Source organism: Comamonas composti DSM 21721 (genome assembly GCF_000429845.1).
In the GTDB taxonomy this organism is placed as follows: Bacteria; Pseudomonadota; Gammaproteobacteria; order Burkholderiales; family Burkholderiaceae_C; genus Comamonas; species Comamonas composti.
In genome coordinates this window covers 13,053-37,077 of sequence record NZ_AUCQ01000016.1, presented here as the reverse complement: position 1 = coordinate 37,077, position 24,025 = coordinate 13,053, and the positions used below count along the sequence as shown (strand labels likewise).

General features: G+C 66.7%; 19 protein-coding genes. 7 read left to right on the top strand and 12 right to left on the bottom strand.

Annotation, left to right across the window (positions count from 1 at the left end; all coding sequences use genetic code 11):
- Positions 1-8: 8 nt before the first annotated feature.
- From G486_RS0111305 to G486_RS0111290, 4 genes are all read left to right on the top strand, one after another.
- On the top strand, positions 9-1,721 hold the full coding sequence (locus G486_RS0111305) for an SWIM zinc finger family protein (protein ID WP_027015637.1): 1,713 nt from the start codon (positions 9-11) through the stop codon (positions 1,719-1,721).
- Positions 1,722-1,956: 235 nt separating this feature from the next.
- Positions 1,957-4,029, top strand: coding sequence for a reverse transcriptase family protein (locus G486_RS0111300; protein ID WP_245587296.1), 2,073 nt, complete (start codon positions 1,957-1,959; stop codon positions 4,027-4,029).
- Positions 4,030-4,287: 258 nt separating this feature from the next.
- Complete coding sequence (locus G486_RS0111295; protein WP_027015635.1) at positions 4,288-4,935, top strand: YbhB/YbcL family Raf kinase inhibitor-like protein; 648 nt, start codon at positions 4,288-4,290, stop codon at positions 4,933-4,935.
- 14 nt (positions 4,936-4,949) lie between these two features.
- On the top strand, positions 4,950-5,825 hold the full coding sequence (locus G486_RS0111290) for a helix-turn-helix transcriptional regulator (protein WP_051303433.1): 876 nt from the start codon (positions 4,950-4,952) through the stop codon (positions 5,823-5,825).
- Between the two features lie 269 nt (positions 5,826-6,094).
- Here the strand turns inward: G486_RS0111290 and G486_RS0111285 are convergent, their stop codons facing one another.
- The 11 genes from G486_RS0111285 to argS form a co-directional block, all read right to left on the bottom strand.
- Positions 6,095-6,808 carry an RNA polymerase sigma factor FliA gene (locus G486_RS0111285; RefSeq protein WP_027015633.1) on the bottom strand — a complete coding sequence of 238 codons (714 nt, stop codon included), beginning with the start codon at positions 6,806-6,808 and terminating at the stop codon, positions 6,095-6,097.
- A 4-nt stretch (positions 6,809-6,812) separates the two neighbouring features.
- On the bottom strand, positions 6,813-7,706 hold the full coding sequence (locus G486_RS0111280; RefSeq protein WP_027015632.1) for a hypothetical protein: 894 nt from the start codon (positions 7,704-7,706) through the stop codon (positions 6,813-6,815).
- Complete coding sequence (gene flhF, locus G486_RS0111275) at positions 7,699-9,282, bottom strand: flagellar biosynthesis protein FlhF (protein WP_027015631.1); 1,584 nt, start codon at positions 9,280-9,282, stop codon at positions 7,699-7,701. Before flhF ends, G486_RS0111280 begins: the two co-directional genes overlap by 8 nt.
- Complete coding sequence (flhA, locus tag G486_RS0111270) at positions 9,279-11,369, bottom strand: flagellar biosynthesis protein FlhA (RefSeq protein WP_027015630.1); 2,091 nt, start codon at positions 11,367-11,369, stop codon at positions 9,279-9,281. The genes flhF and flhA overlap by 4 nt, the downstream gene beginning before the upstream one ends.
- On the bottom strand, positions 11,366-12,529 hold the full coding sequence (locus G486_RS0111265; protein ID WP_027015629.1) for an EscU/YscU/HrcU family type III secretion system export apparatus switch protein: 1,164 nt from the start codon (positions 12,527-12,529) through the stop codon (positions 11,366-11,368). Before G486_RS0111265 ends, flhA begins: the two co-directional genes overlap by 4 nt.
- Before the next feature lie 250 nt (positions 12,530-12,779).
- On the bottom strand, positions 12,780-14,396 hold the full coding sequence (gene rpoN, locus G486_RS0111260; RefSeq protein ID WP_027015628.1) for an RNA polymerase factor sigma-54: 1,617 nt from the start codon (positions 14,394-14,396) through the stop codon (positions 12,780-12,782).
- 82 nt (positions 14,397-14,478) lie between these two features.
- Complete coding sequence (gene lptB / locus G486_RS0111255) at positions 14,479-15,243, bottom strand: LPS export ABC transporter ATP-binding protein (protein WP_027015627.1); 765 nt, start codon at positions 15,241-15,243, stop codon at positions 14,479-14,481.
- Positions 15,240-15,893, bottom strand: coding sequence for a lipopolysaccharide transport periplasmic protein LptA (gene lptA, locus G486_RS0111250; protein WP_027015626.1), 654 nt, complete (start codon positions 15,891-15,893; stop codon positions 15,240-15,242). Before lptA ends, lptB begins: the two co-directional genes overlap by 4 nt.
- 149 nt (positions 15,894-16,042) lie before the next feature.
- The gene (locus tag G486_RS0111245) at positions 16,043-16,687 is read right to left on the bottom strand and encodes a thiol:disulfide interchange protein DsbA/DsbL (protein ID WP_027015625.1); all 645 of its coding nucleotides are present in this window, start codon (positions 16,685-16,687) and stop codon (positions 16,043-16,045) included.
- Positions 16,688-16,872: 185 nt separating this feature from the next.
- Entirely contained in the window at positions 16,873-17,547 is a 675-nt protein-coding gene (locus G486_RS0111240; RefSeq protein WP_027015624.1) for an SPOR domain-containing protein, read from the bottom strand.
- Positions 17,548-17,566: 19 nt separating this feature from the next.
- Complete coding sequence (argS, locus tag G486_RS0111235) at positions 17,567-19,264, bottom strand: arginine--tRNA ligase (protein WP_027015623.1); 1,698 nt, start codon at positions 19,262-19,264, stop codon at positions 17,567-17,569.
- A gap of 105 nt (positions 19,265-19,369) precedes the next feature.
- Here argS and G486_RS0111230 point away from each other — a divergent pair, with 105 nt between their 5' ends.
- From G486_RS0111230 to G486_RS23560, 3 genes are all read left to right on the top strand, one after another.
- Entirely contained in the window at positions 19,370-19,918 is a 549-nt protein-coding gene (locus G486_RS0111230; protein ID WP_084455220.1) for a sigma-70 family RNA polymerase sigma factor, read from the top strand.
- On the top strand, positions 19,915-20,892 hold the full coding sequence (locus G486_RS0111225; RefSeq protein ID WP_027015621.1) for a FecR domain-containing protein: 978 nt from the start codon (positions 19,915-19,917) through the stop codon (positions 20,890-20,892). The genes G486_RS0111230 and G486_RS0111225 overlap by 4 nt, the downstream gene beginning before the upstream one ends.
- Before the next feature lie 189 nt (positions 20,893-21,081).
- Positions 21,082-23,529: a TonB-dependent siderophore receptor gene (locus G486_RS23560; RefSeq protein ID WP_084455218.1), complete on the top strand. Its 2,448-nt coding sequence runs from the start codon at positions 21,082-21,084 to the stop codon at positions 23,527-23,529.
- A gap of 8 nt (positions 23,530-23,537) precedes the next feature.
- Here G486_RS23560 and G486_RS0111215 read toward each other — a convergent pair whose 3' ends face one another.
- A complete protein-coding gene (locus tag G486_RS0111215) occupies positions 23,538-23,984 on the bottom strand; it encodes a DUF2214 family protein (RefSeq protein WP_027015619.1) in 447 nt (148 codons plus the stop codon).
- Positions 23,985-24,025 lie beyond the last annotated feature (41 nt).

The window sequence follows — 24,025 nt, the reverse complement described above, 5'->3', positions numbered from 1 at the left end:
TTTTCACCATGGAATTTCGTTATCAGTACTACGGCAGCACCCAGGTCCGGGATTCGGCCGACGCGCAGGCATTTTCCTTTGCCCCCGATGTGCTCAGGCCTGCCACGCGCTTCGACGGCCTGCTGCGGCGCGAAGGCCCGGGTTTTTTGCAGGTGCGCGAAGGGCTTTGCGCGCTGCACGGCGTGGTGGTCAGCGACATGCGCACGCGCGGCCGCGACAAGACCGCCTATCTCGAATGGCTCAAGGAACACGAAGCGCAGCTGCTGGCCGAGTTCATGGCCGATACGGGCAGTGCCAAGGAGCGTGCCCAGCAAATCAGGGGCGAGCTCAAGACCTTGCGCGAATCACGCGAGCAGGTGCTGGCGCCGTTCTACAAGGCCCAGCGCAAATACTTCGACTGGCTCTATCAGAACAACCGCGATGCCTGGTATGTGCTGGACCCCGTGATCACCGTGCACCCCGACCGCCTGCTGTTCGAGGCCTTCAGCCAGGACGAATCCAGCTATTGCGCGGTCAGCATCCGGCATGAGGCCTTCGAGATCGCAAGCGGCATGGTCTGCGGCACCACGAATATCGACTACTCGGCCAGCCTGTTTGAGGAATTCCAGAAAATCCGTGACTACAGGAACACACGCCTGCAGCTCGACCCCACGGGCTTTGATGTGCAGGTGGGCGACGATCCTGCGCTGCGCGAGGAAAAGATCGACCTACCCGACAGCTGGCTGCGCGGCTTTCTGCAGGTCTCCAGCGCCATGGCGCTGCCGGCCACGGTGGTGGACCTGCATCCCATGGACTTGTTCAACATCTGCGCCCAGTTGCGTGGCCGGCGCGAGCGCTATGGGCCGCGCGCGCTGCGCTTCGAGCTGGCGCCCGGAGAGGCGCCCGTCCTCGTGTTCGAGCCCTGGGAAAAACGACTCGTCACCAAGCGCTCGCAGACCGTGGGCCCGGCCCTGACCGCGCCTGTCAATATCCGCATCTGGGGGCGCAGGCGTTTGCTCACGCTGGAGCGCCTGATCTCCCAGGCCACGCGCGTGCGCGTGCATCTGCTGGGCACGGGCATGCCCAGCTTCTGGGTCGTGGACCTGGGCCTGGTCAGCGTGACGCTGGGACTTTCGGGCTGGAGCGCCAATGACTGGGCGGCGAGTGCGCGCTTTCACCTGCTGGCCCCCGAGGCCGATCTCAAGCCTGCAGAGATCGAGGCCGTGGGCCAGAGCCTGCAGGCACGCTGGCAGGCCAGCGGCCAGGAACTCGCCGATGCCACAGGCCTGGCCACGGCCCAGGTGCATGCGGCCATGACGCGCTGGATGCAGGCCGGACGCGCAGTCTATGACCTGAGTGCCGGGCGCTATGCCTGGCGCGAGCTGCTGCGCGAGCCTCTGGCCTGGGACCGCCTGCAGCCCGAAAACCCCGAAATGCACAAGGCGCTGGAGCTGGTGCGCAGTAAAAAACTGCGCGATGTGCGTGTGCAGCAAGGGCCGCAACTGAGCAGCATCCGGGGCGAGATCCAGGCTGCAGGCGGCCAGCGCGTCTTCACTACCGAGCTGGAGCTCGATGCCGACGAGCGCATTGTCGATGCGCGCTGCAGCTGCAACCTCTATCTGCAGCACCGCCTGCGCCATGGACCATGCGAGCACATGATGGCGCTGAGGCTGGGGGCGCAAAGCCAGCTGGATGCCGGCCGCCCGGCACTCCAGCCGCACCAACCAAAGGAGAGCGCATGAGATGCACTAAACTGCGCGGCGGAGCAACGCGCAGGCTCTTGCAATCCGGGTGGTGTTTCGCCACCCATGTGAACTGCCGCTTCATGCACCACGGGCGCCGTTTTCACTGTGCCACCCCAGTGGTGGTAGTGCATTTCCTGAGTGGCTTGCCACAAGCGAAGCTGCACTACCACCACGGGGTGGCGTCGAGCGAACAGCTCCCGTCCCGTGAGCCTTTCAGGCTCTTCGACGAGAAGTGCGTTGCTCCACCTTCTGGCGCCTGCTCATCGGCTCCACCGCTGCCGCAACCAAGGAAGGCCGCATGAGCCAGCAGTCCACCTCCCGGGCGCTGACCCGCGCCGAGATCTACGAACGCATCAAGGCCTCAAGCCGCCAGGAAGTCATTCTCGAAGAGATGCAGCGCCTGGGCTTTTGGCCCAAGGCCGACGGCGAGCCACGACTGGCTGCCGAGCACATTGAGCGCGAAGCCCATCTGCAGCGCGAGCTGGCCGAATTGCGCGCGCAGATTGCCGTGCGCGAGAACCCCGAGCGCGCGCTCAGGCAGATGCGCAAGCAGCGCATGCAGCAGGCGCTCGCGCAAAGAGAGGAAACCAAGCGCCAGCAGGCCCGGCTGCGCCATGAGAAAGCCCTGGACTGGCATGCAAGACGCGCAACCCATGTGGGCTATCTGGGCCCGGGCGTGTCGGCTGCACTGAGCCCGGCCGCAAGCCAGGGCTCGCCCGCCAGGAAAGCCGCACTCACGGATGCGCCAAAGCTGATAGGCAGCGGCCTGCCCGTTCTGGAGAGCGCCGCGCAGATGGCCCAGGCCATGGGCGTGACGGTGGCCGAGCTGCGCTTTCTGAGCTTTCACCGCGAGGTCGCACGCAGCCACCACTATCACTCCTTCACCCTGCCCAAGAAGACCGGGGGCCAGCGCCTGATCTCGGCGCCCATGCCGCGCCTCAAGCGCGCGCAGTACTGGGTGCTGGACAACATCCTGGGCCGTGTGCCCGCACACGAAGCGGCCCATGGCTTTCTTGCCGGGCGCTCCATTCTCAGCAATGCCCTGCCGCACCTGGGGCGCGACGTGGTCATCAACCTCGACGTGCGCGACTTCTTCCCCAGCATCTCGTTTGCGCGCATCAAGGGCGTGTTCGTGCGCCTGGGCTATGGCGAGGCCGTGGCCACGGTGCTGGCCTTGCTGTGCAGCGAAAACCGGGCCCAGGCCTGGCAGGTCGATGGCGAGCGCCTGTTCATCGGCGGCAAGGCGCGCGAGCGGGTCCTGCCCCAGGGCGCGCCCACCAGCCCCATGCTCACCAACCTGCTGTGCCGCCGCCTGGACAGGCGATTGCAAGGTCTGGCCAGCCAGCTCGGCTTTGCCTACACGCGCTATGCGGACGACCTCACGTTCTCGGCCTCGGGCGAGGCCGCTCGCGACAACGTGGGCCGGCTGCTGGGCCGCGTGCGCTGGATCTTGCGCGACGAAGGCTTTACGCCCCATCCCGAAAAAGAACGCGTCATGCGCAAGGGCCGCCGCCAGGAAGTCACGGGCGTGGTCGTCAACAACGCCCAGCCCGGCAGCTCGCGCCAGATGCGCAAGCAGTTGCGCGCGGCCCTGCACCAGGCTGCACGACATGGCGCCGGCGCATCGGACAAGCCCGCGCACTGGCAGGGCCAGACGGCCCAGGTCTCGCAACTGCTGGGGCTGGCGCAATTCGTGCATCAGATCAATCCCCGGCAGGGACTGGCCCTGGTGGAGCAGGCCAGGTCGCTGGGAAAAGGGCCGCTGGAATCTGCAAACCAGGCCCTGACTCAGGCGGCCCGCGAAGACCGCGAACGAAAAGCCGCCAGCGCCGGATTCCGGCGCAGCGCAGCCCAAGGCCAGGCCCCAGTACGCGCCAACGGCCAGCCCTGGTGGCAGCCAGCGCCGGCAGAACCCCCGGTGCTGGAGCAAACCGATCAGCAGCGGCGCGAGCTGCGCCAGCAGGCCCGGCGGGAGATGCACAGCCTACAGGCGGGGTCTTCGGCACAGGCCGCATCCGGCGAGCGCGCCATGGCCGAAGGCCCAACACCCGCGCCTGCCGTGCAGAGCCAGGCTGCTCATGAGACAGCCCCGCCAACATCGGGCCCGGCCCTGCGCCGGCTGCTGACCTACTGGGCCCAGATAGTCGTGTGCTTTGTGCTCGGCAATCTGCTGCACACCCGGGTCGTGACCCTGGTCGGCATCGCCCTGGTGGTGGTGCTCTACTACCGGCGCAAACAGGGCTGGGGCCTGTTTTTCGCGGCCATGGTGCTGGCTGTATTGGTGGGGATGGTGTTCAAGCAATAGCGCTCGGGCATGCTGGCCTGGGTGCTGCGATGTGTTTTTTGGGGGCAGCTTGCGGCCAGCAGCAGACCTGTGAACCGCAGGTCCGGGCACTACAGAAATCAGATGCTGCCGCACACTCAAAGCCAAATGCATTCAGATTGATAGGCTTTGCGAAATGATTGATCGGATTTGCTGCCTTTGAGAGCATTTGATTTCCTACACTTCAGCAAGACGTAAATCCACGTCACACAAGCTCAACCAACTGAAGAACGGATTTCCATGCAACTTGTCAGCCAGAGTTTTCAAGACGGTCAGGCCATTCCCGGCGAATTCGCGTTCGCGGTGCCTGACGCCGCCTCCCATGTGGCCTTGTCGTCCAATCGGAATCCGCATCTGGCCTGGAGCGATGTGCCGGAGGGAACCCAGTCATTCGTGCTCATCTGCCATGACCCCGACGTGCCCAGCCAGGGCGATGATGTGAACCAGGCGGGCCGCGAAGTTCCGCACGCGCTGCCGCGTGTGGACTTCTTTCACTGGCTGCTGCTCGACATTCCAGCCCATGTCGCGCATATCGCCGCAGGCTCCCATTCGGACGGTGTGACACCAGGAGGCAAGACTGGCCCCGCCGCACCGCAAGGATGGCGCCATGGCCTGAACGACTACACCGGATGGTTTGCAGCGGACGAACAGATGAAGGGGAACTACTTCGGCTACGACGGTCCTTGCCCGCCATGGAACGACACGCGAATCCACCACTACGTGTTCACCATCTACGCCTTGGCGACGCCCACGCTGGCAGTGACCGGCCCCCTGACTGGCGCGAATGTGCGTACAGCGCTTGCATCGGCCAAGGTGCTTGGACAGGGCCGCCTTACCGGGATCTACAGCCTGAATCCTGCGGTTTCGCTTCAGCCAGGCGCCCGGTAAAAAAGAAGTCGGCCATGGCAATTGCGCGACCAGTCCCTCTGGCAGCAGAGACCGATGCGAAGGCGAACGCTCTGCCATGGCTGCTTCCCGTGGGCTCGCCCATATGGCGGCGTGGCCTGTGCACCGTGGCCCAGCCTTGTCTGAAGCAGATACAGCACACGCCCCGGTTTCTGTTCCAGGATGCGACGGTGCTGCTCATTGCCGAGGGGCGCCTGGATCTTGACTGCGGCATCAGCAGCATCGGACTGGACACTTCTGCGTCATTGCTGCTCGTCGAAGCCCATGCCTGTGCCGATCTGATCAAAACCCCTGGCGGCACGGAGCAGCGTTTTCGCTCGATCTTTCTGACACTGTCGCCCGCATTGCTTGACGCTTTTCGCCGGGGCCGCGCCATGGGGTCCGAGAGCGCGCAGGCGGGCCCACCCTTTCAGCCAATTGCGTTGGACGCGGACCTCGGCTCCTCGCTGCGGCATGTGCTTGCGGGCGCAGGAGCCCCGCAGGTCAGCGACGAGCGCCTGCGATACCGGGCCATGGACTTTCTCGCAGCCCTGGCGGAACGCGGCTTCATGTTCAGGCCGCCCATGTCACCGGGAATGGCCGGGCGCTTGCGCGCCCTGATTAGCGAAGCCCCCGGTCAGCACTGGACTGCGCAGACTGCGGGAAAAGCACTTGCCGTCAGCGAGGCCACGCTGCGCCGCCGCCTTGCGGATGAGCGAGCGCGATTCGAGCAGGTGTTGATGGACGTCCGCATGCACCACGCCATGATGCTGCTGCAAACCACACCGTGGAGTGTTCCAGAGATTGCTCAGGCATGTGGCTACAAGTCACGTGCCCGATTTGCCGAACGCTTCCGGGCGCGCTTTGCTTGTCTGCCTTCGGCGGTACGCTGATCTGCTGCTGGCAGCCCTGGTTTGAGGCCATGCGCAAGAGCTTTGATCCCGAGCATCCGCCATGGGCCCCAAACCAGCCCCTGCTGTCCGCGCCCCCGCGCTGCGGGCAATTGCCCTCAGAGCGTGTTCACGCCCTTAAAAAATGGACAGTGTTTTTGGCCTCAAGCGCTTGTCCAGCAAGCGCTTGCAGCTATCAAAAAACAAGTATCCCTGGTGATGCCATGCCACAGCCACCTCAGCCCAGCCCCTTGGCTCCAAGCTCAAGAGGTTCAATGCTCGCGCATCTTGGTCCTCAGGCGCGCAATCGCCTGGCTGTGCAGCTGGCAGACGCGCGACTCGGTCACGCCCAGCACGGCGGCGATTTCCTTGAGGTTCATGTCGTGCTCGTAGTACATGCCCATGATGTATTGCTCGCGCTCGGGCAGGGCCTTGATGGCCTGGACCAGGGCCTGGCGCAACCGCTGGTCGCGCAGCAGCGCAAAGGGGTCGGCGCCGCTGTCGGCCACGTGGCGGTCGAGAAAGTCCTCGCTGTCCTCGCCCGAGGACATGTCCTCCAGGTAGACCAGCTGGGTGCCGCGCACCTTGCCCAGCAGGGCCTGGTAATCGTCCAGGTCCAGGCCAAGCTCGGCCGCGATCTCGGACTCCAGCGGCGTGCGGCACAGGCGCTGCTCCAGGCGGTGCAGTGCCTGCTCTATATCCTTTTGGCTTTTGCGCGAGCTGCGGCTCATCCAGTCACCGCCGCGCAGCTCGTCGAGCATGGCGCCGCGTATGCGCTGGCTGGCAAAGGTCTCGAACTGCACGCCGTGCTCGACCTCGAAGCGCGACAAGGCCTCCGCCAGGCCGATCATGCCAACCTGTATCAGATCGTCGAGCTCCACATTGGGTGGCAGCTTGGCGATCATGTGCAACGCAATCCTGCGCACCAGCGGAACATGCTGGCGGATCAGGGCATCACGGTCGAGTTGGCCTTTGGCTGTGTACATGGGTTCAATGGCTCCATGCAGAAGTTGCGGGGGACGAAGCAAGGCCTGCGGCCGCGCCGCCGGGTGCTGGAACACGGCCCGCATGGTTGAGCAAATGCAGCGTCAGGCGCTGCAGGTCGGGACGCTGACCGGCCCTCAGTGGCATCAGCCTGGGCGCCTGGCCCAGATGGCGTTGTGCGCACTGCAACAAGGCCTGGATCTGCTGTCTGCGCTTGCGCGCATCCTGCGTCTGGCTGAGGGCACTGCTTTGGCTGCGGCCCCAGTCATAACGCATGGCCACGGTCTCGGCCGGCTGCGGCTCCAGCGGCGCGAGCAGGCAGCGCAGCCCGGACGCGGCCAGTTGCTTGAGCTGGCGATAGCAGCGCAGCACATCGCACCCGTCCTCGGGCAAGGCCATCAGCGGCGTGAGCACCAGGCCTTGCAAAGCCCGCGCCAGGTGGGTGGCCTCGGCATAGACCATGACCAGTGCATAGCCGCGCAGATAGCGCTGCAGCCAGACCATGGGCGCCAGGCCGGCGCGTCCTGCGCGGACCGATAGTTGCGCCAGCCCCTGGCGTGCGGGCAGCACGGCCACCGGGCCCAGGGCATCGGCCTCGGCGGCAGCGGTCTGCATGCTGGCCTGATGGCCAAGCCCTGCCGCGCGCACCTGCAACCAGTCCTGATCGAGCAGTTGCAGCAGACCTGGTGCACCCGCACTTTCGCTCTGGCTCGCATCCAGCACCAGCAGACTGTGGCCCAGGCGCTGCAGGCTTGCACAGACGGGCCACAGCAGGTCCTGCTCGACCTGGCTACGCGTGGCGTCGTGCAGCATGGCCAGCACCTGCAACCCCTGGTCCGGGTGCCGGGCTGCGGCCTGCAGGCCCAGCCCCTGGTGCATGGACGAGTAGTGTTCAAGCATGGAGAGACTCTCCGCCCCAGGCGCGTGCACCCGAGGGAGTGAAGAAGAAGTCCAGATCCAGCACCTTGGGATCGAAGGCCGAGCGAGCAGGCGCGCGCATCGAGGCCTGTATGAGCTGTGCGGCATCGGCACGCTCCCAGTCCTCGGGCACGCGCTGGCCGCTGCACAGGCCGCGCAGCTGCATCTGGTGGCGGATCAGGGTGTCCACCGAAGGGCCGAGCTTCACGGCCTCGTCGACCTTGGTGAGAATCGCCTGGTTCGAGCCCCTGGCCTTGAAGGCCTGGATCACATCGTCCAGCGCTTCGCCCTGGCCGGCCGCGTTCACGGCCAGCAGCTTCTGCAGATTCGGCAACTCGAGCAGGTTGAGGATTTCGTTTCTGCGCGGGTCGCGCGGAGCCACGCCCGTGGTGTCTATGAGCACCAGCTTCTTGCCCGCAAGCAGGTTCAGCAGATCCTGCAGGGCCGCCTGGTCATGCGCCTGGTGGGCGACGATGCCCAGCATGCGGCCATAGGTGCGCAGTTGCTCGTGCGCGCCGATGCGATAAGTGTCCAGCGTGATCAGGCCCACGCTGGCGGCGCCATGCCTGGCCGCGCACAGGGCGGCCAGCTTGGCAGCCGTCGTGGTCTTGCCCACGCCGGTGGCGCCGACCAGCGCATAGACCCCGCCTTGCTCGAACAGCGGCTCCTGGCCCGCATCGCAGCGCAGGTTGCGCTCCAGCACCTGCATCAGCCAGCGCACGGCATCGGCGGCCTGCAGGTCCTGGGGCAGATGCTCGATCAGCGCCCGCGACAGTGCGGGCGAGTAGCCGGCGCGGATCAGCTTGTGCGTGAGGCTGGACTGTATCGGGCTTTGCCGCGTCTGGCCCAGCCAGGTCAGGGTGTTGAAGCGCTCTTCGATGAGGTCGCGCACGGACTGCAGCTCGCCGATGAGGCCCTGCGGAAGCAGCGTGGGCACCTCTTCCTGCGCTGGTACCGAGCGCGCAGACCGTGGGCTGGCGCGCGTGGAGGAAGGCTCGGAGGAGCGCAGCGGGTTGTGGCGCAGAATCGCCGGCGCCGCCTGTGCCAGGCTTTGCGCAAGCGCCTGCGCAGCCGGCGCCTCCATGGCCTCGCCCAGACCGCGCGAGCGCTGGGCAAAGGTGGGCAGCGGGGGCTGTGCCACCGGCCGGGACAGCGTCTGTTCGGCCTGAAAGCCCTGGCTGCGGCGGCGCAGCATGCGCTCGCGCACATAGTCCTGGAACGACAGGGTGCTCATGGCCAGCTGGGCCACGTCGTCCTGCACCGATTGCTGGGTGCCGGCCGGCCGCGCCGCCGCCGGCTCGTCCAGATGGGGCAGCGCACTGCGCGCAGGCGCGCGCAGCGGCGCAACATCATCGGCCGCACGGCGCTGCAAGGCCTCTTGCAGGCTGCTGCCGGGCTCTGGCTCGCGCCGGGCCACGCTGTCCTCGGTCGTGGCCAGGACTTCCACGCCCTCGGACGTGGGCCGGTTGGACAGGATTAATGTGCTTGCGCCAAAAGCCATGCGCGCCTTGGACAGGGCCTCGCGCGAGGTGGGCGCATAAAAGCGTTGGATGTTCATGCGGATGCACCTTTAAGAATCGGGCCTATGCGGATGGTGTGCGTCTCGGGGATCTCGCTGTGCGCGAGCACTTGCAGGCGCGGCGCCACGCGGCGCAGCAGCCGCGCGATGGCGTTGCGTATCGAGTCGGGCACCAGCAGGCAGGCGGGAAAGCCCTGCTCTTCCTGCTGGTTGGCGATGTCGGCGGCCTTTTGCATCAGCACCTCGGCCACACCCGGATCCAGCGAGGGCGCGCCGGGCGTGGCCAGCGCCTGGACCAGCAGGCGCTCCAGGCCGGGCTCGATGGCAATCACATGCAGCTCGCGCGTGGGGCCGTAGATCTGCTGCACGATGGACGGCGACAGCGCAATGCGCACGCGCCGTGCCAGCTCCACGGGCTCCTGGGTACTCGCATAGCTCTCGGCCAGGGTCTCGATGATGGTGCGTATGTCGCGGATGTGCACCGAGTCCTCTAGCAGCAGCTGCAGCACTTTCTGGAAGGTGGTTATCGACACCATCTTGGGTATGACTTCCTCGATCAGCTTGGGCGCCAGCTTGGCCACATGCTCGACCAGTTGCTGGGTCTCGGTGCGCGACAGGAGCTTGGCCGCGTGCACTTGCATCAAGTGTGATAGGTGGGTGGCCATGACGGTTTCCGAATCAACCACCGTAAAGCCCGCCATTTGGGCGGCTTCCTTCTGGCGTTCGTCTATCCAGTGGGCCGGCAGGCCGAAGGCCGGGTCGGTGGTGGCCGTGCCGATCAGGGGCGTGCTGATGCCGCCGGGGTTGATCGCCAGGAACATGCCGGGGAAGGCCTCGCCCTCGCCGACCATCACGCCGCGCAGCGTGATGCGGTAGGCGCTGGGCTTGAGCTCCAGGTTGTCGCGCACATGCACGGCCGGCGGCAGAAAGCCCACCTCCTGCGCGAACTTGCGGCGCACGCCCTTGATGCGCGTGAGCAGGTCGCCCTGGCGGCTTTTGTCCACCAGGGAGATGAGCCGGTAGCCAAGCTCCAGGCCCAGCAGGTCCACGGGCTGCAGGTCGTCCCAGCTGGCCTCGCCATCGCTCGCGGCCGCGACCGGCGCTGCCGCCAGGGCCTGGCTGGCCAGGCGCTCGCGCTGCTGGCGCGCCAGCAGCCAGGACAGCCAGCCCAGCAGCGAGCCCATGAGCAGGAACACCAGGTGGGGCATGCCCGGAATCAGGCCCAGCAGCGCCAGCACGGCGGCCGTGATGCCCAGCACCTTGGGCGACATGAACAACTGCTGCGCGATCTGCCGGCCCATGTCCGTGTCCTTGCCCACGCGCGAGATCACCATCGCGGCGGCCACGGAGATCAGCAGGCCCGGAATCTGGGCCACCAGCGCATCGCCCACGGCCAGCAGGATGTAGCTGTCGGCCGCCTGCCCCGCCGACAGCCCGTGCTGCGCCATGCCGATCGCAAAGCCGCCGATGATGTTGATCAGCAAAATCATGATGCCGGCGATCGCATCGCCACGCACGAACTTGCTCGCACCGTCCATGGAGCCGAAGAAGTTCGCCTCCTCCTGGACTTCGGCGCGGCGGCGCTTGGCCTCGGTCTCGTCGATGAGGCCGGCGTTGAGGTCGGCATCCACGGCCATCTGCTTGCCGGGCATGGCATCCAGCGTGAAGCGCGCCGAGACTTCGGCAATGCGCTCCGCGCCCTTGGTGATGACCACGAAGTTGATGACCACGAGAATCGCGAACACGATCAGGCCCACGGCGAAATTGCCGCCGATCAGGAAGTGGCCGAAGGCCTCGATCACGGCGCCGGCCGCACCCGGGCCCGTATGGCCTTCGAGCAGCACCACGCGCGTGGAGGCCACGTTCAGCGACAGGCGCATCAGCGTGGTCAGCAGCAGCACCGTGGGAAAGGCCGCGAAGTCCAGCGGCCGCAGCATATAGGCGGCGACCATCATGACCATCAAGGCCACGGCGATGTTGAAGGTGAAGAAGGTATCCAGCAGCCAGGGCGGAATCGGCAGCACCATGAGCGCCAGGATGGCGACCACCAGCAGGGGCGCCATCAGGCCCTGGGCCAGCCGCGCGCGCTCGCCCGACCAGGAGGAAAGCAGGGCCGCGACTCTCATGGCCGCGGCTCTGCTTCAGGCGGCGGCTGGCGACCGTGCAGGGGATCGAGCTCCACGGGCACGGCGGCCTCGCCCAAGGCGCCGGGCATGGGGCCCTGGCCGCGCAGGGCGGCCTTGAGCCGGTAGACGTAGGCCAGCACCTGGGCCACGGCCGTGTACAGGGCCGTGGGAATCGGCTGGTCCAGGTCGGCGTGCGCATAGAGCGCGCGCGCCAGCATCGGCGATTCGAGCACGGGAATCTCATGGGCCCTGGCGACCTCGCGGATCTTGAAGGCCACGAGATCCGTGCCCTTGGCCACGACCTGGGGCGCGGCCATGCTTTGCTCGTCGTAGCGCAGGGCCACCGAGTAGTGGCTGGGGTTGACGAGCACGAAGTCGGCACGCGGCACGGCGTTGACACTCGCGCGGTCGGCGATCTCGCGCTGCTTCTGGCGCAGCCGGCCCTTGATCTGCGGGTTGCCGTCGGATTCCTTGTGCTCCTGCTTGACCTCTTCGTGGCTCATCTTGAGCCGGGACTTGAACAGATAGGCCTGCAGCGGCACATCGATCACCGCCACCAGCAGCACCACCAGCAGCAGCAGGCCCAGGCCGCTGACCAGCCATTGGCCGGCCAGGCCCAGGGCCATGGGCGAGGGCTGGGCCGAGATGGCGCTGATCTCGCCCATGCGCGCCACCAGGAACTTCCAGGCCACCAGGCCCAGCAAGGCGGCCATCAAGACCATCTTGACCACGGTCACCAGCTGCTGCTTGGAGAAAAGATTGCCCAGGCCCTTGAGCGGGCTCAGCCGGCTCCACTGCGGCTTGACGGGCTTGAAGCTGAAGATCCAGCCGCCCGCGAGCACGCCGGCCAGCAGCGAGGCGCCCGTGGTGACGAAGGCGAACAGCAGCGCGATCACCAGGCCCGTGGCGCTCATGAGCTGCAGGCGCTCCAGCATCTGGGCCGGCACCTTGAGCACGCCGGCATCAAAGACCAGCTGCCGCGCCAGCGCCTGGCGCAGGTGTGCGACCAGGCTTGGCGAGAACATCAGCAGCAGCAAGGCCCCCGTGCCCAGCACCGCCAGATGCGACAGATCGCGCGAGCGCGCGCCCTGGCCGTCGGCACGCGTTTTCTGCAGCTTGCGTTCGGTGGCGGGCAGGTTCTTGTCTTGACTGGATTCCATGGCGCAATGACGTGGATGAATCGTCATTGTCGAATCCGGACCCCGCGCAGAAAGCCCGATAAGCGCGCCTGCCAGGCCTCTTATGCGCTGGCTGGACGGGGTGCGCGCGCCCACGGCGGCGATAAAAGGCCGGTCAGGGCTTGAGTCATCAAAACAAGAGCAGCTACCGCTTGCCCCATCTTGATTTCAGCACCTTTTATGCCTGAAACCGTTTATTGACAGGCGCTACCAGCTCCTGAAAACAAGGCACTCAAAGCGCCTTGCGCAGCGTGGTCGGGGCGATCTTGAGCTGCTCGCGGTACTTGGCCACGGTGCGGCGCGCGCACTCTATGCCCTGCTCCTTGAGCATGTCGGCGAGCTGGTTGTCGGACAGCGGCTTCTTCGGGTTCTCGGCCGCGACGAACTGCCGGATCAGCGCACGCACCGCCGTGCTGGAGGCATTGCCGCCGGTCTCCGTGCCCAGGCCCGAGCCGAAGAAGTACTTGAGCTCGAAGGTGCCCTGGGGCGTGGCCATGTACTTGGCCGTGGTCACGCGGCTGATCGTGGATTCGTGCAGGCCCAGCTCGTCGGCGATGTCGCGCAGCACCAGGGGCCGCATGGCGAGCTCGCCGTGCACGAAGAAGTTTTTCTGGCGCTCGACGATGGCCTGCGAGACCCGCAGGATGGTGTCGAAGCGCTGCTGTATGTTCTTGATGAACCAGCGCGCCTCCTGCAGCCGCTGCTGCAGCGCCGCATGGCCCTGGCTGCCGCGGTGCCCGCGCAAGGCGCTCGCATACACATCGTGCACGCGCAGGCGCGGCATGACCTCGGGGTTGAGCTGAGCCTGGAACTCCATGCGCCCCGCCTGGCTGCGCACCGGGCGCACGATGACGTCGGGCACCACGATCTGGCGCTGCACGTCGGCAAAGCGCCGGCCCGGGCAGGGCTCCAGGCGCGCGATCAGCGCCAGCGCCAGGCGCAGCTTTTCCTCGCGCTCGCCGCAGAGGCTGACCAGCTTGCGCAGGTCGCGCCGCGCAATCAGCTCCATGGGCTGGTCGCACAGCAGCAGCGCCAGGCGCAGCAGTTGCTGCGCCTCTTCGTCCAGGCCGTCGCGCTCGCCCTGGGCCAGGCGCTCGCGCAGTTGCAGCCTCAGGCATTCGGCCATGTTGCGCGCGCCCACGCCCACGGGCTCCAGGCTTTGCAGCAGGCCCAGGGCCACGGTGAAGCGGTGAACCAGCTCCTCCAGCGCTTCGAAATCCTCGCCGGCCAGGCCCTGGGCCAGCTCGGGCAGACTGTCTTCGAGATAGCCGTCGTCGTTGAGGTTTTCGATGAGAAAGCGCAGCGCCGCGCGGTCGAGCTCGTCTAGCCTCAGGCTCAGGGCCTGTCTGTGCAGATGCTCGGTCAGGCTTTCACCGCTGCGCGCAAGATCGATGGCATCGACGCCGTCATCGCCGTCCTGGCCCTTGCCGCTGCCGCCCGCGCTCCAGTCCGAGGCGCCCAGACCTTCCCAGCTTTCCTCGCCGCCCGCTGCGCCCTGGTCCTCGCCCTCCCAGCTCAGCGACTCGGCCGCGCCCGTGACGGCGGGTTCGGCGGCCGCTTCCCATTCAGGAGCGGCTAGCGCTTGATCCGAGCCAGCTTCAGCCTTGGATATGGAGGAATTTGAGGAGAGCTCTGCGCTGCCAGCACCTGTTTCGATAGCACCCCCCGCAGCGGACTCGGCGCCCTCGGCCTCGTCGCCCTCGCGCTCCAGGAACGGGTTGTCGCCCAGCATCTGCTCGACCTCCTGGGCCAGCTCCAGCGTGGACAGTTGCAGCAGCTGTATCGACTGCTGCAGCTGGGGTGTGAGCGACAGGTGCTGGGAGACGCGCAGCGACAGGCCGGGCTTCATCGGCAGGGACCTCCTGTGCGTACGGCACCCCGGCCTGCGGACCGGCGCGCCCAGGGACGCAAAGTGATGGACATGAACGGCATTACATTCTGAAGTGCTCGCCCAGATAGACGCGACGCACCTCGGGGTTGGCAACGATTTCCTCGGGCGTGCCCTGGGCCAGCACATGGCCATCGCTGATGATGAAGGCGTGGTCGCAAATGCCCAGGGTCTCGCGCACGTTGTGATCGGTGATCAGCACGCCGATGCCGCGCGCCTTGAGAAAGCCGATGATGCGCTGGATCTCGATGACGGCAATCGGGTCGATCCCCGCGAAAGGCTCATCCAGCAAAATGAAGCGCGGCTGCGTGGCCAGGGCGCGCGCAATCTCCACGCGCCGGCGCTCGCCGCCCGACAGCGCCAGCGCAGGCGAGGCGCGCAAATGCTCCACGCGCAGCTCCTGCAGCAGGGCCGAGAGGCGTTTTTCGATCTCGTCGCGCGTCAGCGGCTTGCCGTGCTCGTCCTTTTGCAGCTCCAGCACGGCGCGCACATTGTCTTCCACGCTGAGCTTGCGAAAGATCGAGGCCTCTTGGGGCAGATACGACAGGCCCAGGCGCGAGCGCTGGTGGATCGGCATCTCGCCCACGCTCTGGCCGTCGATGAAGATCTCGCCGCCGTCGCTGCGCACCAGGCCCACGATCATGTAGAACGAGGTGGTCTTGCCCGCGCCGTTGGGCCCCAGCAGGCCCACGACCTCGCCCTTCTCCACCGACAGGGACACGTCCTTGACCACCTTGCGGCTGCCGTAGGACTTGGCCAGATGCTTGGCCTGCAGCCGGCTTTGCTCGCCGCCCTCGGTGCGTGTCATGGACGGCCCCCGCCCAGACTGTTCAGACCGCCGCTGGGCTTGAGCGGCGCTGCAGGCACCTCGGCCTTGGGCTTGGCGCCCGGCGTGCCATCCTTGGGCGCGAGCACGGCACGCACGCGGCCGTCCTGGCCCACGCTGGAGCTGGGCTGACCACCACTGGTCTTTTGCCCGTCCACGGTGAACACGTCGGTGATGTTGTTGTAGACGATGACCGAGCCCGTGATCTCGTCGCTGAGCTGGGCGCCCCGGTAACGCCGCAGCTCGCCACGGCGGATGAACTTCACGAGATCCGACTTGCCGTCGTACTCGATGACCTCGCCCTCGCCCTCGACGAACTCCTCGGGCTGACCCGGCTGGGTGTCGCGCTTTTGCCGGAAGAACGCACGCTTGCCCTGGGCCGCCGTGACCACGCCGTACTGGTAGCCCTCGGGGTCCTGGCGCACGTCGAGCTGGGCGCCGCGCAGCACGATGGTGCCCTTGGTCATGACCACATTGCCTGTGAACACACTGGTCTGGCGCAGCTCGTCATGGCGCAGCGCATCGGCCTCGATGTTCATGGGCTTGGAGCTGTCGGCTTTTTCGGCCAGGGCCTGACCGGCAAAGGCCGCCAGGGCGGCGGCCAGCAAATGGGAGAAAAGTCGTTGGTTCATGGAGGGCACGTTTCTTGCATCCATTGTAGGGCGAGTCCTTGCGGCCCGATCCGAGCCCCACGGGAACGAAAAGGCCCGCACGAGGCGGGCCGTTGACCTATCCGTCATCCAGATGCTGCGCACCCGAAGCCGGGACAGCCTGAAAGACCTCAAGCCTTTCGCGAAGCGGCGATCAGCTGGTCCACCACGCGCAGCACCTTGGTCATGCTGCCGGCCCGGGGGCCGTCGGTGTAGTAGCGGCCGGCCACGCCCATGGCGGGCACGCCTTCCACATCATAGGCCTGCTGCAACTGGCTGGCCTTGCGCACCTGGTTGGCCACGCTGAACGAGTTGTAAGCGTCCTTGAACTTTGCAACATCCACGCCCTGCTTGCCCATCCAGGCAAAGATCTCCTCATCCTTGTTGAGCCGGTTGCGCTCCACGTGGATCGCCTGGAACACGCGCACATGCATGGTGTCCAGCAGGTTCAGCGTTTCCAGCGCGAAGTAGATCTTCTGCTGGGGAATGAAGCTGGCATTGAAGGCCACGGGCACGCGCTGCACGACCACATCGGCGGGCGCGGTCTTTTTCCAGGCCGAGAACTCGGGCTCGAAGGAAAAGCAGTGCGGGCAGCTGTACCAGAAGAACTCCACGATCTCGACCTTGCCGGGGGCAGCGCTGGTCGGAGCCGGCTTGGCCAGCTTTACATAGTCCTTGCCTTCCTGCGCGCCACCCTGGGCCCAGGCAGCGGAGGGCAGCGCCAGGGCGCCAACGGCGGCCGCAGACGCAGCCAGGGAAAAGTCACGACGATCCATCACAACAAACTCCTCGTAGTTTTGCACTATCTGAAACACCAGCCGCTCAAAAGTTCAACCGGCGCCTGGCGCCCACTCCCGCAAGCAGGTCTTGCAGCCTCAAGGGCCGGCGCAGCTCAAGACCCTGGGCTGCGAGGATGCGGCCGCCCTCCAGGGGAAGCCGCGCAAGCCGCACCGGGGTCACCTTATTTCGCCGCACGCACCAGGGTGGACTCCACGCCCGCGCTGTCGAGCCGCTGCTTGAGCTGCTCGGCATCATCGCGCCGGCTGAACGGGCCTACGCGCACGCGAAAGATGGTGATCCCGTTTTGCTCACGCTCACTGACCCGGGCCTCCCAGCCCAGCATGGCCAGCTTGGCGCGCTGGGCGTCGGCGTCGCCCTGGCTGCGAAAGGCACCGGCCTGCACGAAGTAGTTGAATGCGGCTTCGGCCTTCTCGGCCTTGTCCGCAGCCGCCACGCGGGCCCGGGCCAGGTCGCCCAGGGGATCGGCGCTGGAGCCAGGTGTGGCACCGGGTGTGGTGCCAGGCTTGGGCGGCTCCACGCCAGCGGGCGCCGGCGGCAGCGTGACGCCGCCGGCCACGGCCGGAGGCTGGCTGGTGCCGGTGCCGGTTTCAGGCAGGTTGGGGGTTGCGGCCACGGGCGGCGGAGCAGGATTTCTTCCCTGCAGCGGCGCATTCGGGTCCCAGTTCTTGTTGCGTTGCTCCTCGGCCGCATCCTGGGCCGCAAGCCTGCCGCCCTTGGTCAGAAAGGGCACGGGCACCTTGGTCACATAAATGGCCACGGCCAGAGCCGCCGCCAATCCGATGATGGCACCAAAGATCAGGCCAAGCATCGTGCCGCCGCGTTGATGGGTCTTCATAGGTCGAATCATGTCCGGTTTACATACGGGCCGGGGCCGACACGCCCAGCACCGCCAGGCCATTGTGCAGCACCTGGGCCGTGGCCGAGATCAAGGCCAGACGCGCCAGCTTGACCGGCTCGTCATCCACCAGAATGCGCTCGGCGTCGTAATAGCTGTGGTAGAGCGAGGCCAGGTCGCGCAGGTAAAAGCTCACATCGTGCGGGGCGTTGCCGGCCGCAGCCGCGCTCAGCATGGCTGGGTACTTGGCCAGCTCCAGCATCAGGGCCTGAGCCTCCTTGCCCTGCAGGGCCGACAGGTCCACGCGTCCGAGGGAGCCTGCTTCGCCGCCCCAGGCCGCGAGCACCGAGCAGATGCGTGCATGCGCGTACTGCACGTAGTACACGGGGTTGTCGTTGTTCTGGGCCACGGCCAGGTCCACATCGAAGGTGTATTCGGTGTCGGGTTTGCGCGACAGCAGAAAGAAGCGCACCGCATCCTTGCTGGTCCATTCGATCAGATCACGCAGCGTCACATAGGAGCCCGCGCGCTTGCTGATCTTCACTTCCTCGCCGTTCTTCACCACGCGCACCATGGTGTGCAGCACATAGTCGGGGTAGCCCGCAGGAATGCCGACTTCGGCGGCCTGCAGGCCCGCGCGCACGCGCGCAATCGTGCCGTGGTGGTCCGTGCCCTGGATGTTCACGACCTTGGTGAAGCCGCGCTTGAACTTCTGTATGTGATAGGCCACATCGGGCACGAAGTAGGTGTAGCCACCGTCCTTCTTGCGCATCACGCGGTCCTTGTCGTCGCCGTAGTCAGTGGACCTGAGCCACAGCGCGCCGTCCTGCTCATAGGTCTTGCCGTTGGCAATCAGGCGCTGGACCGTGTCCTCGACATGGCCGTCGGTGTAGAGGCTGGATTCAAGGTAGTACTGATCGAAGCGCAGATCGAAGGCCAGCAGGTCCTTGTCCTGCTCGTTGCGCAGATAGGCCACGGCAAACTGGCGGATGTTGTCGTAGTCATCCACATCGCCATTGGCCGTGAATTCGCGGTCATCGGCCTTGACCGTGGCCCTGGCCAGGAAGGCGTCGGCAATGTCCTGGATGTAGTCGCCGTTGTAGAAGTTCTTGGCCAGCGGGTTGTCGCTGTCGGTAGGCCAGCAGTCGTCACCGGGCTTGAAGCCCTTGGCGCGCAGCTGGGTGCTCTTGGTCAGGGTGTCGATCTGCACGCCCGCGTCGTTGTAATAGAACTCGCGGTGCACGCTCCAGCCCTGGGTGGCGTAGAGGTTGCAGATGGCGTCGCCCAGGGCTGCCTGGCGGCCATGGCCCACGTGCAAGGGGCCCGTGGGATTGGCCGAGACGAACTCGACCAGGATTTTCTCCCCGCGTTCGGGCTGAAAGCCGAACTGCGCGCCCTGCTCCAGCACTTCGCGCACGATTTGCTGCTTGGCCTCGGGCTTGAGGCGGATGTTGAGAAAGCCCGGGCCCGCGATCTCGATCGCCTCCACCCAGCGCTGGTAGGCCGGCGCGGCCTCCAGCGCGGCCTTGAGTTGCTCGCCCAGCGCACGCGGGTTGAGCTTCAGGGGCTTGGCCAGTTGCATGGCCGCCGTGCAGGCGAAGTCGCCATGGGCCGCCACCTTGGGAGATTCAAAGGCCGCGCGCGCGCCGGCGCCGGGCGAGAGTGTTTCGAGCTCGGCAGCCAGAGCTGCGAGCAATTCCTGTTTGACGGAGAGCATCGCGGGATTTTACGTGCACGCCCCAGGCCCTGCGGAACAGGCCGGCGCACGGCCATGGAATCCTTGCCCGCCTAGAATAACAATAATTCTCATTCACTCACCCCCATGTCGTTCATGCGCAGCACGCCCTTCGACCCCCTGGAGCAGGCCCGGCAGCTTTATGTCGGCCACCATGCCTGGCTGCTGTCCCGGCTGCAGGCGCGGCTGCGCAACCGTGCCGAAGCCCAGGACCTGGCCTCGGAAACCTTTGTGCATGTGCTCGCCGCCCGCCAGCCCACCCGCGTGGAGGAGCCGCGCGCCTTTCTCACCACGATTGCCAAGCGCCTGCTGTTCACGCAGTGGCGCAGGCGCGAGCTGGAGCGTGCCTACCTGGAAGCCCTGGCCCAATGCCCGCAGGAGCTGGCGCCATCGCCCGAAGACCGAGCCCTGCTGCTGGAAACGCTGGAGTACATCGCCCGGGCGCTGGACGGCCTGCCGCTCAAGGCCCGCCAGACCTTTGTGATGAGCCAGATCGAAGGCCTGACCTATCCGCTCATTGCCGAGCGGCTGGGCATCTCGCACAGCACGGTGCGCCGCCACATGGCCGAGGGCTTTCGCCGCATTGCGGTGGCGCTGGCCCACCAGGATGCGGGCCTTGCCAGGCCCGGGCCATGAGCCGCAGCACACCCGAGGGGCTTGCCGACGCCGCGCTGGACTGGCTGGTGACGCTCAATTCCGGCAGCGTGACCGAGGCCGAGCGTGCGGGCTTCGAGGCCTGGCTGGCCCGGCCCGGCCACCGCGCGGCCTGGGAGAGCCTGGCCGGACCGCTGACCCAGGCCCTGGGGCCGGCCCGCGCCGCCGCCGGGCGCAGCCGCTCCGCCAGCGCCTTGGGCGAGGCCCTGGTCCGGGCCGAAACCCAGGTGCGCGCGCGCCGCCGCCTGCTGCGCGGCGCTCTCGCCCTGGGCGGCATCACCACCGGCGCGGCCTTGCTCACGGCCGAACGCCATGTGCCGCTGACCCAGCTCGCGGCCGACCTGCGCACCCCCACGGGCGAGAGGCGCAGCTTCACGCTGCCCGACGGCAGCCTGCTGACCCTGTCCGCACGCTCGGCGGCCGACATCGACTTCAGCGCCAGCCAGCGCTGCATCATCCTGCGCCAGGGCGCGCTGATCGCCGAAGCCGCGCCCGCCAGCGAGCACCAGGGTCGGCCCTTCATCGTGCGCACCACGCACGGTCAGGTGCGCGCGCTGGGCACGCGCTTTGTCGTCAGCAAGAACGAGTCCAGCAGCTATGTGGGCATGCTCGAACATCGCAGCGAGGTCACGGCGGCCAATGGCGAGCGCATGCGCCTCGACCAGGACCAGGCCATACGCTTCGGCCCCCGGGGCATGGAGGCCGACGACGCCCGGCCCCTGGCCGCCAGCGCCTGGCGGCGCGGTCTGCTGCAGGTCAACGACCGCCCGCTGGGCGAGGTCGTGGACGCGCTGCGCGCCTACCGCAAGGGCTGGATCCAGATCTCTCCACGCGCAGCCGCACTGCGCGTCTATGGCAGCTATTCGCTGGACGATACCGAGCGCGCGCTCGCGGCCCTGGCCGAGACCCTGCCCATCGAGGTGCGCAGCTACGGCTGGCTGGTACGCATTGAGTGACCCGGGCATGCGGCCTGTAAATTCACGCCATATCCGCCGCAAGCGCCCTTCTGACAAGCGCTTTCAGCTATCAATAAAATAGCAACTACCGTTTACCCCATGCGTCCGCCGAAAATAAATGAACACTTTTCAGCGCTCACGCGACAAGCCTCGGAACAGCTTTGTCCCATCTCGCATCCGAGGATTGCCATGCCCCCCCATACTCCCTCCGCCTTGATACGCGCCCTGGCAGCAGCCACAGCCCTGGCCTGCACCCTGCCCGCGCTGGCCCAGCAGACTGGAGCTACACGCAGCTACCAGTTGCCGGCCCAGCCGCTGGGCAATGCCCTGGCCCAGATCGCGGCCGACAGCGGCCAGCAGATCAGCATCGATGCCAACCTGGTGCGTGGTCGTACAGCCCCTGCCGTACAGGGCAGCTACACCGCCGAACAGGCGGCACGCGCCGCGCTCGCAGGCAGCGGGCTGGAGCTGGTGCAGACCGGCAGCGGCAACTGGGGCCTGCGCGCACTGCCTGCGCCGCCTGCCGCACGCACGGTCTCGGCCGATGGCCCGGTTCTGGGCGAAGTCCGGGTGACGGCCGCCGCCGCGCCCAGCGCCACCACCGAGCAGACCGGCAGCTACACAGCCCGCGCCGTGAGCGTGGGCAAGGGCGAGCAGGCGCTCAAGGACATTCCCCAGTCCATCAGCGTGGTCACGCGCCAGCTGATGGACGAACAAAACAGCAGCTCGGTCTATGACGCCCTGGCCAGCACCACGGGCATCACCCTGCTGCAAAGCCCGCAGGGCGGCAAATACATTTATTCGCGCGGCTTCAACATCACCACCTTGCAGTGCGACGGGGTGAATGTGCAGCGCCTCTATGGCCGCGCCAACAACTACGCGGGCGGCACCGCCATCTACGACCGCGCGGAAATCCTGCGCGGCTCCACCGGCCTGCTGCAGGGCGGCGGCGACCCCAGCGGCACCGTCAACCTGGCGCGCAAGCGCCCGCTCAAGGAGGGCGGCGTCAGCGTCACGGCCAAGGCCGGCTCCTGGGACCGCTATGGCGCGCAGGTGGATGGCAGCGGCGCACTGAATGCCGAGGGCACGCTGCGCGGCCGTGCCGTGCTGGATGTGGAAGACGGCCACTCCTTCATCGACTACGTGAACCAGCGCAACTCCACGCTGTACGGCACGCTGGAATACGATCTCTCGGCCCAGACCCAGCTCAACATCGGCGCCAGCTACGAGAGCTTCAAGGGCCGGCCCTTCATCTCGGGCCTGCCGCGCTACAGCGATGGCCGCGACATCGGCCTGCAGCGTTCCACCTTTCTGGGCGCTGCCTGGAACCACCAGGACAACGACAACACGAGCTTGTACGCCGACCTGTCGCACCAGTTCAACGAACGCTGGCGCGCCAAGGTCTCGGCGATTCATGTGAAGGAAGAGCTGGACATGAAGTACGCCTCTTCCCAGCGGGCCGTTGCAGCGGCCACGGGCCTGGGCGGCACCGTGGCCAATCTGACCCAGGCCGACCAGAAGGCCTCGGGCCTGGATGCCTATCTGAGCGGGGAGTTCGACGCCCTGGGCCGCCAGCATGAGCTGGTGCTGGGCGCCAGCTACAACCGGACCCGGGCCACCAGCGACTACAGCTCCATGACCCCGCCCAGCCCCATCGATGTCTTTGCCCCCAACCCCTTCACGCCCGAGCCCAGCAACGCACAGCTGCGCTATGCGAACACCGAAAGAACCATAGGCAAGACCCGCCAGCTGGGCGCCTATGGCGCGCTGCGCCTGCAGCTCAGCGAGCCGCTGAAGCTGGTGCTCGGGGGCCGCATGGCCTCCTACAAGACCGACTGGGACACGATCACCACCACGGCCGGCGCGGTCAGGGCCTCGGTCACGCACCAGGACAACACGCGCTTCATGCCGTTTGCGGGCGCCATCTATGCGCTCAGCCCCGGCTGGTCGGCCTATGTGAGCTATGCCGACATCTTCAACCCGCAGTGGTCGCTGAATGCGGCCGGCCAGAACCTCAAGCCCATCGTGGGCTCCACCTATGAGGTCGGCCTCAAGGGCGAGCTGTTCGGCGGCCGCGCCAACACCTCGCTGGCCCTGTACCGCGTGGACCAGAAGAACCGCGCCACCGAGGACATTGCCTCAGGGCCCGACTGCCGCGACGGTTACTACTGCTACAGCGACGCGGGCCGCGTGCGCAGCCAGGGCTTCGATGCCGAGATCAGCGGCGAGCTGAACCGGGGCTGGAACCTGTTTGCCGGCTACACCTTCAACCGCAACACCTACGCACGCGACATCAACAACCAGGGCCAGGACTTCAACACCTACACCCCCAAGCACATGCTGCGTGTCTGGAGCACCTACCAGCTGCCCGGCGCCTGGAGCGCCTTCACCCTCGGCGGCGGGGTGGATGCCCAGAGCGCGGCCTACCGCAAGGTGGGTACGGTGCGCATCACCACCGGCGGACGGGCCGTGTGGAACAGCTATGTGCGCTACCAGATCAACCGCCAGTGGCAGGCTTCGCTGAACTTCAACAACATGTTCGACAAGCACTACTACACCACGGCAGGCAATCTGGTGAACAGCAGCCACTACGGCGATCCGCGCAATGTGATGCTGACCCTGCGCGGCCAGTTCTGATCCGGTGCTTACCAGCCCCGTGACCAGAAGATCGCGACCACGGCGATCACGGGGATGATGTGGGCCTGCCACATGATGAAGCGGCGCACGCGCACCACCTCGGGCCCAGCCGGCAGTTCGCCGCCCGCGTCCAGGGTGCGGCGCCAGCGCCTGAAGGAGAAGGTCGGCACCAGCGACAGCAGGACGGCGATGACGAACAAGGTCATCTTCACATGGAACAGAGGCTGGCCCACATACCAGGACAGGCCTTTGACGCCCCAGACCAGGCGCGCCAGGCCCGACAGCAGCAGGGCCAGCGCCGCCAGGCCGTAGATCAGGTCCAGCCGCGCCAGGCGCCGCACCACGGCGGCGCTCATCCATTCGCTGCGGCACAGCGCGGCCTGGCTGGTCAGAAACACCACCAGGGTCAAGATGGCCAGCATGTGCAGGCTGGCCAGAACGGCTTCCAAGGTCATAACACTCCCGGCAACAAAGGTACTAAGAGCGTCTTCACGAT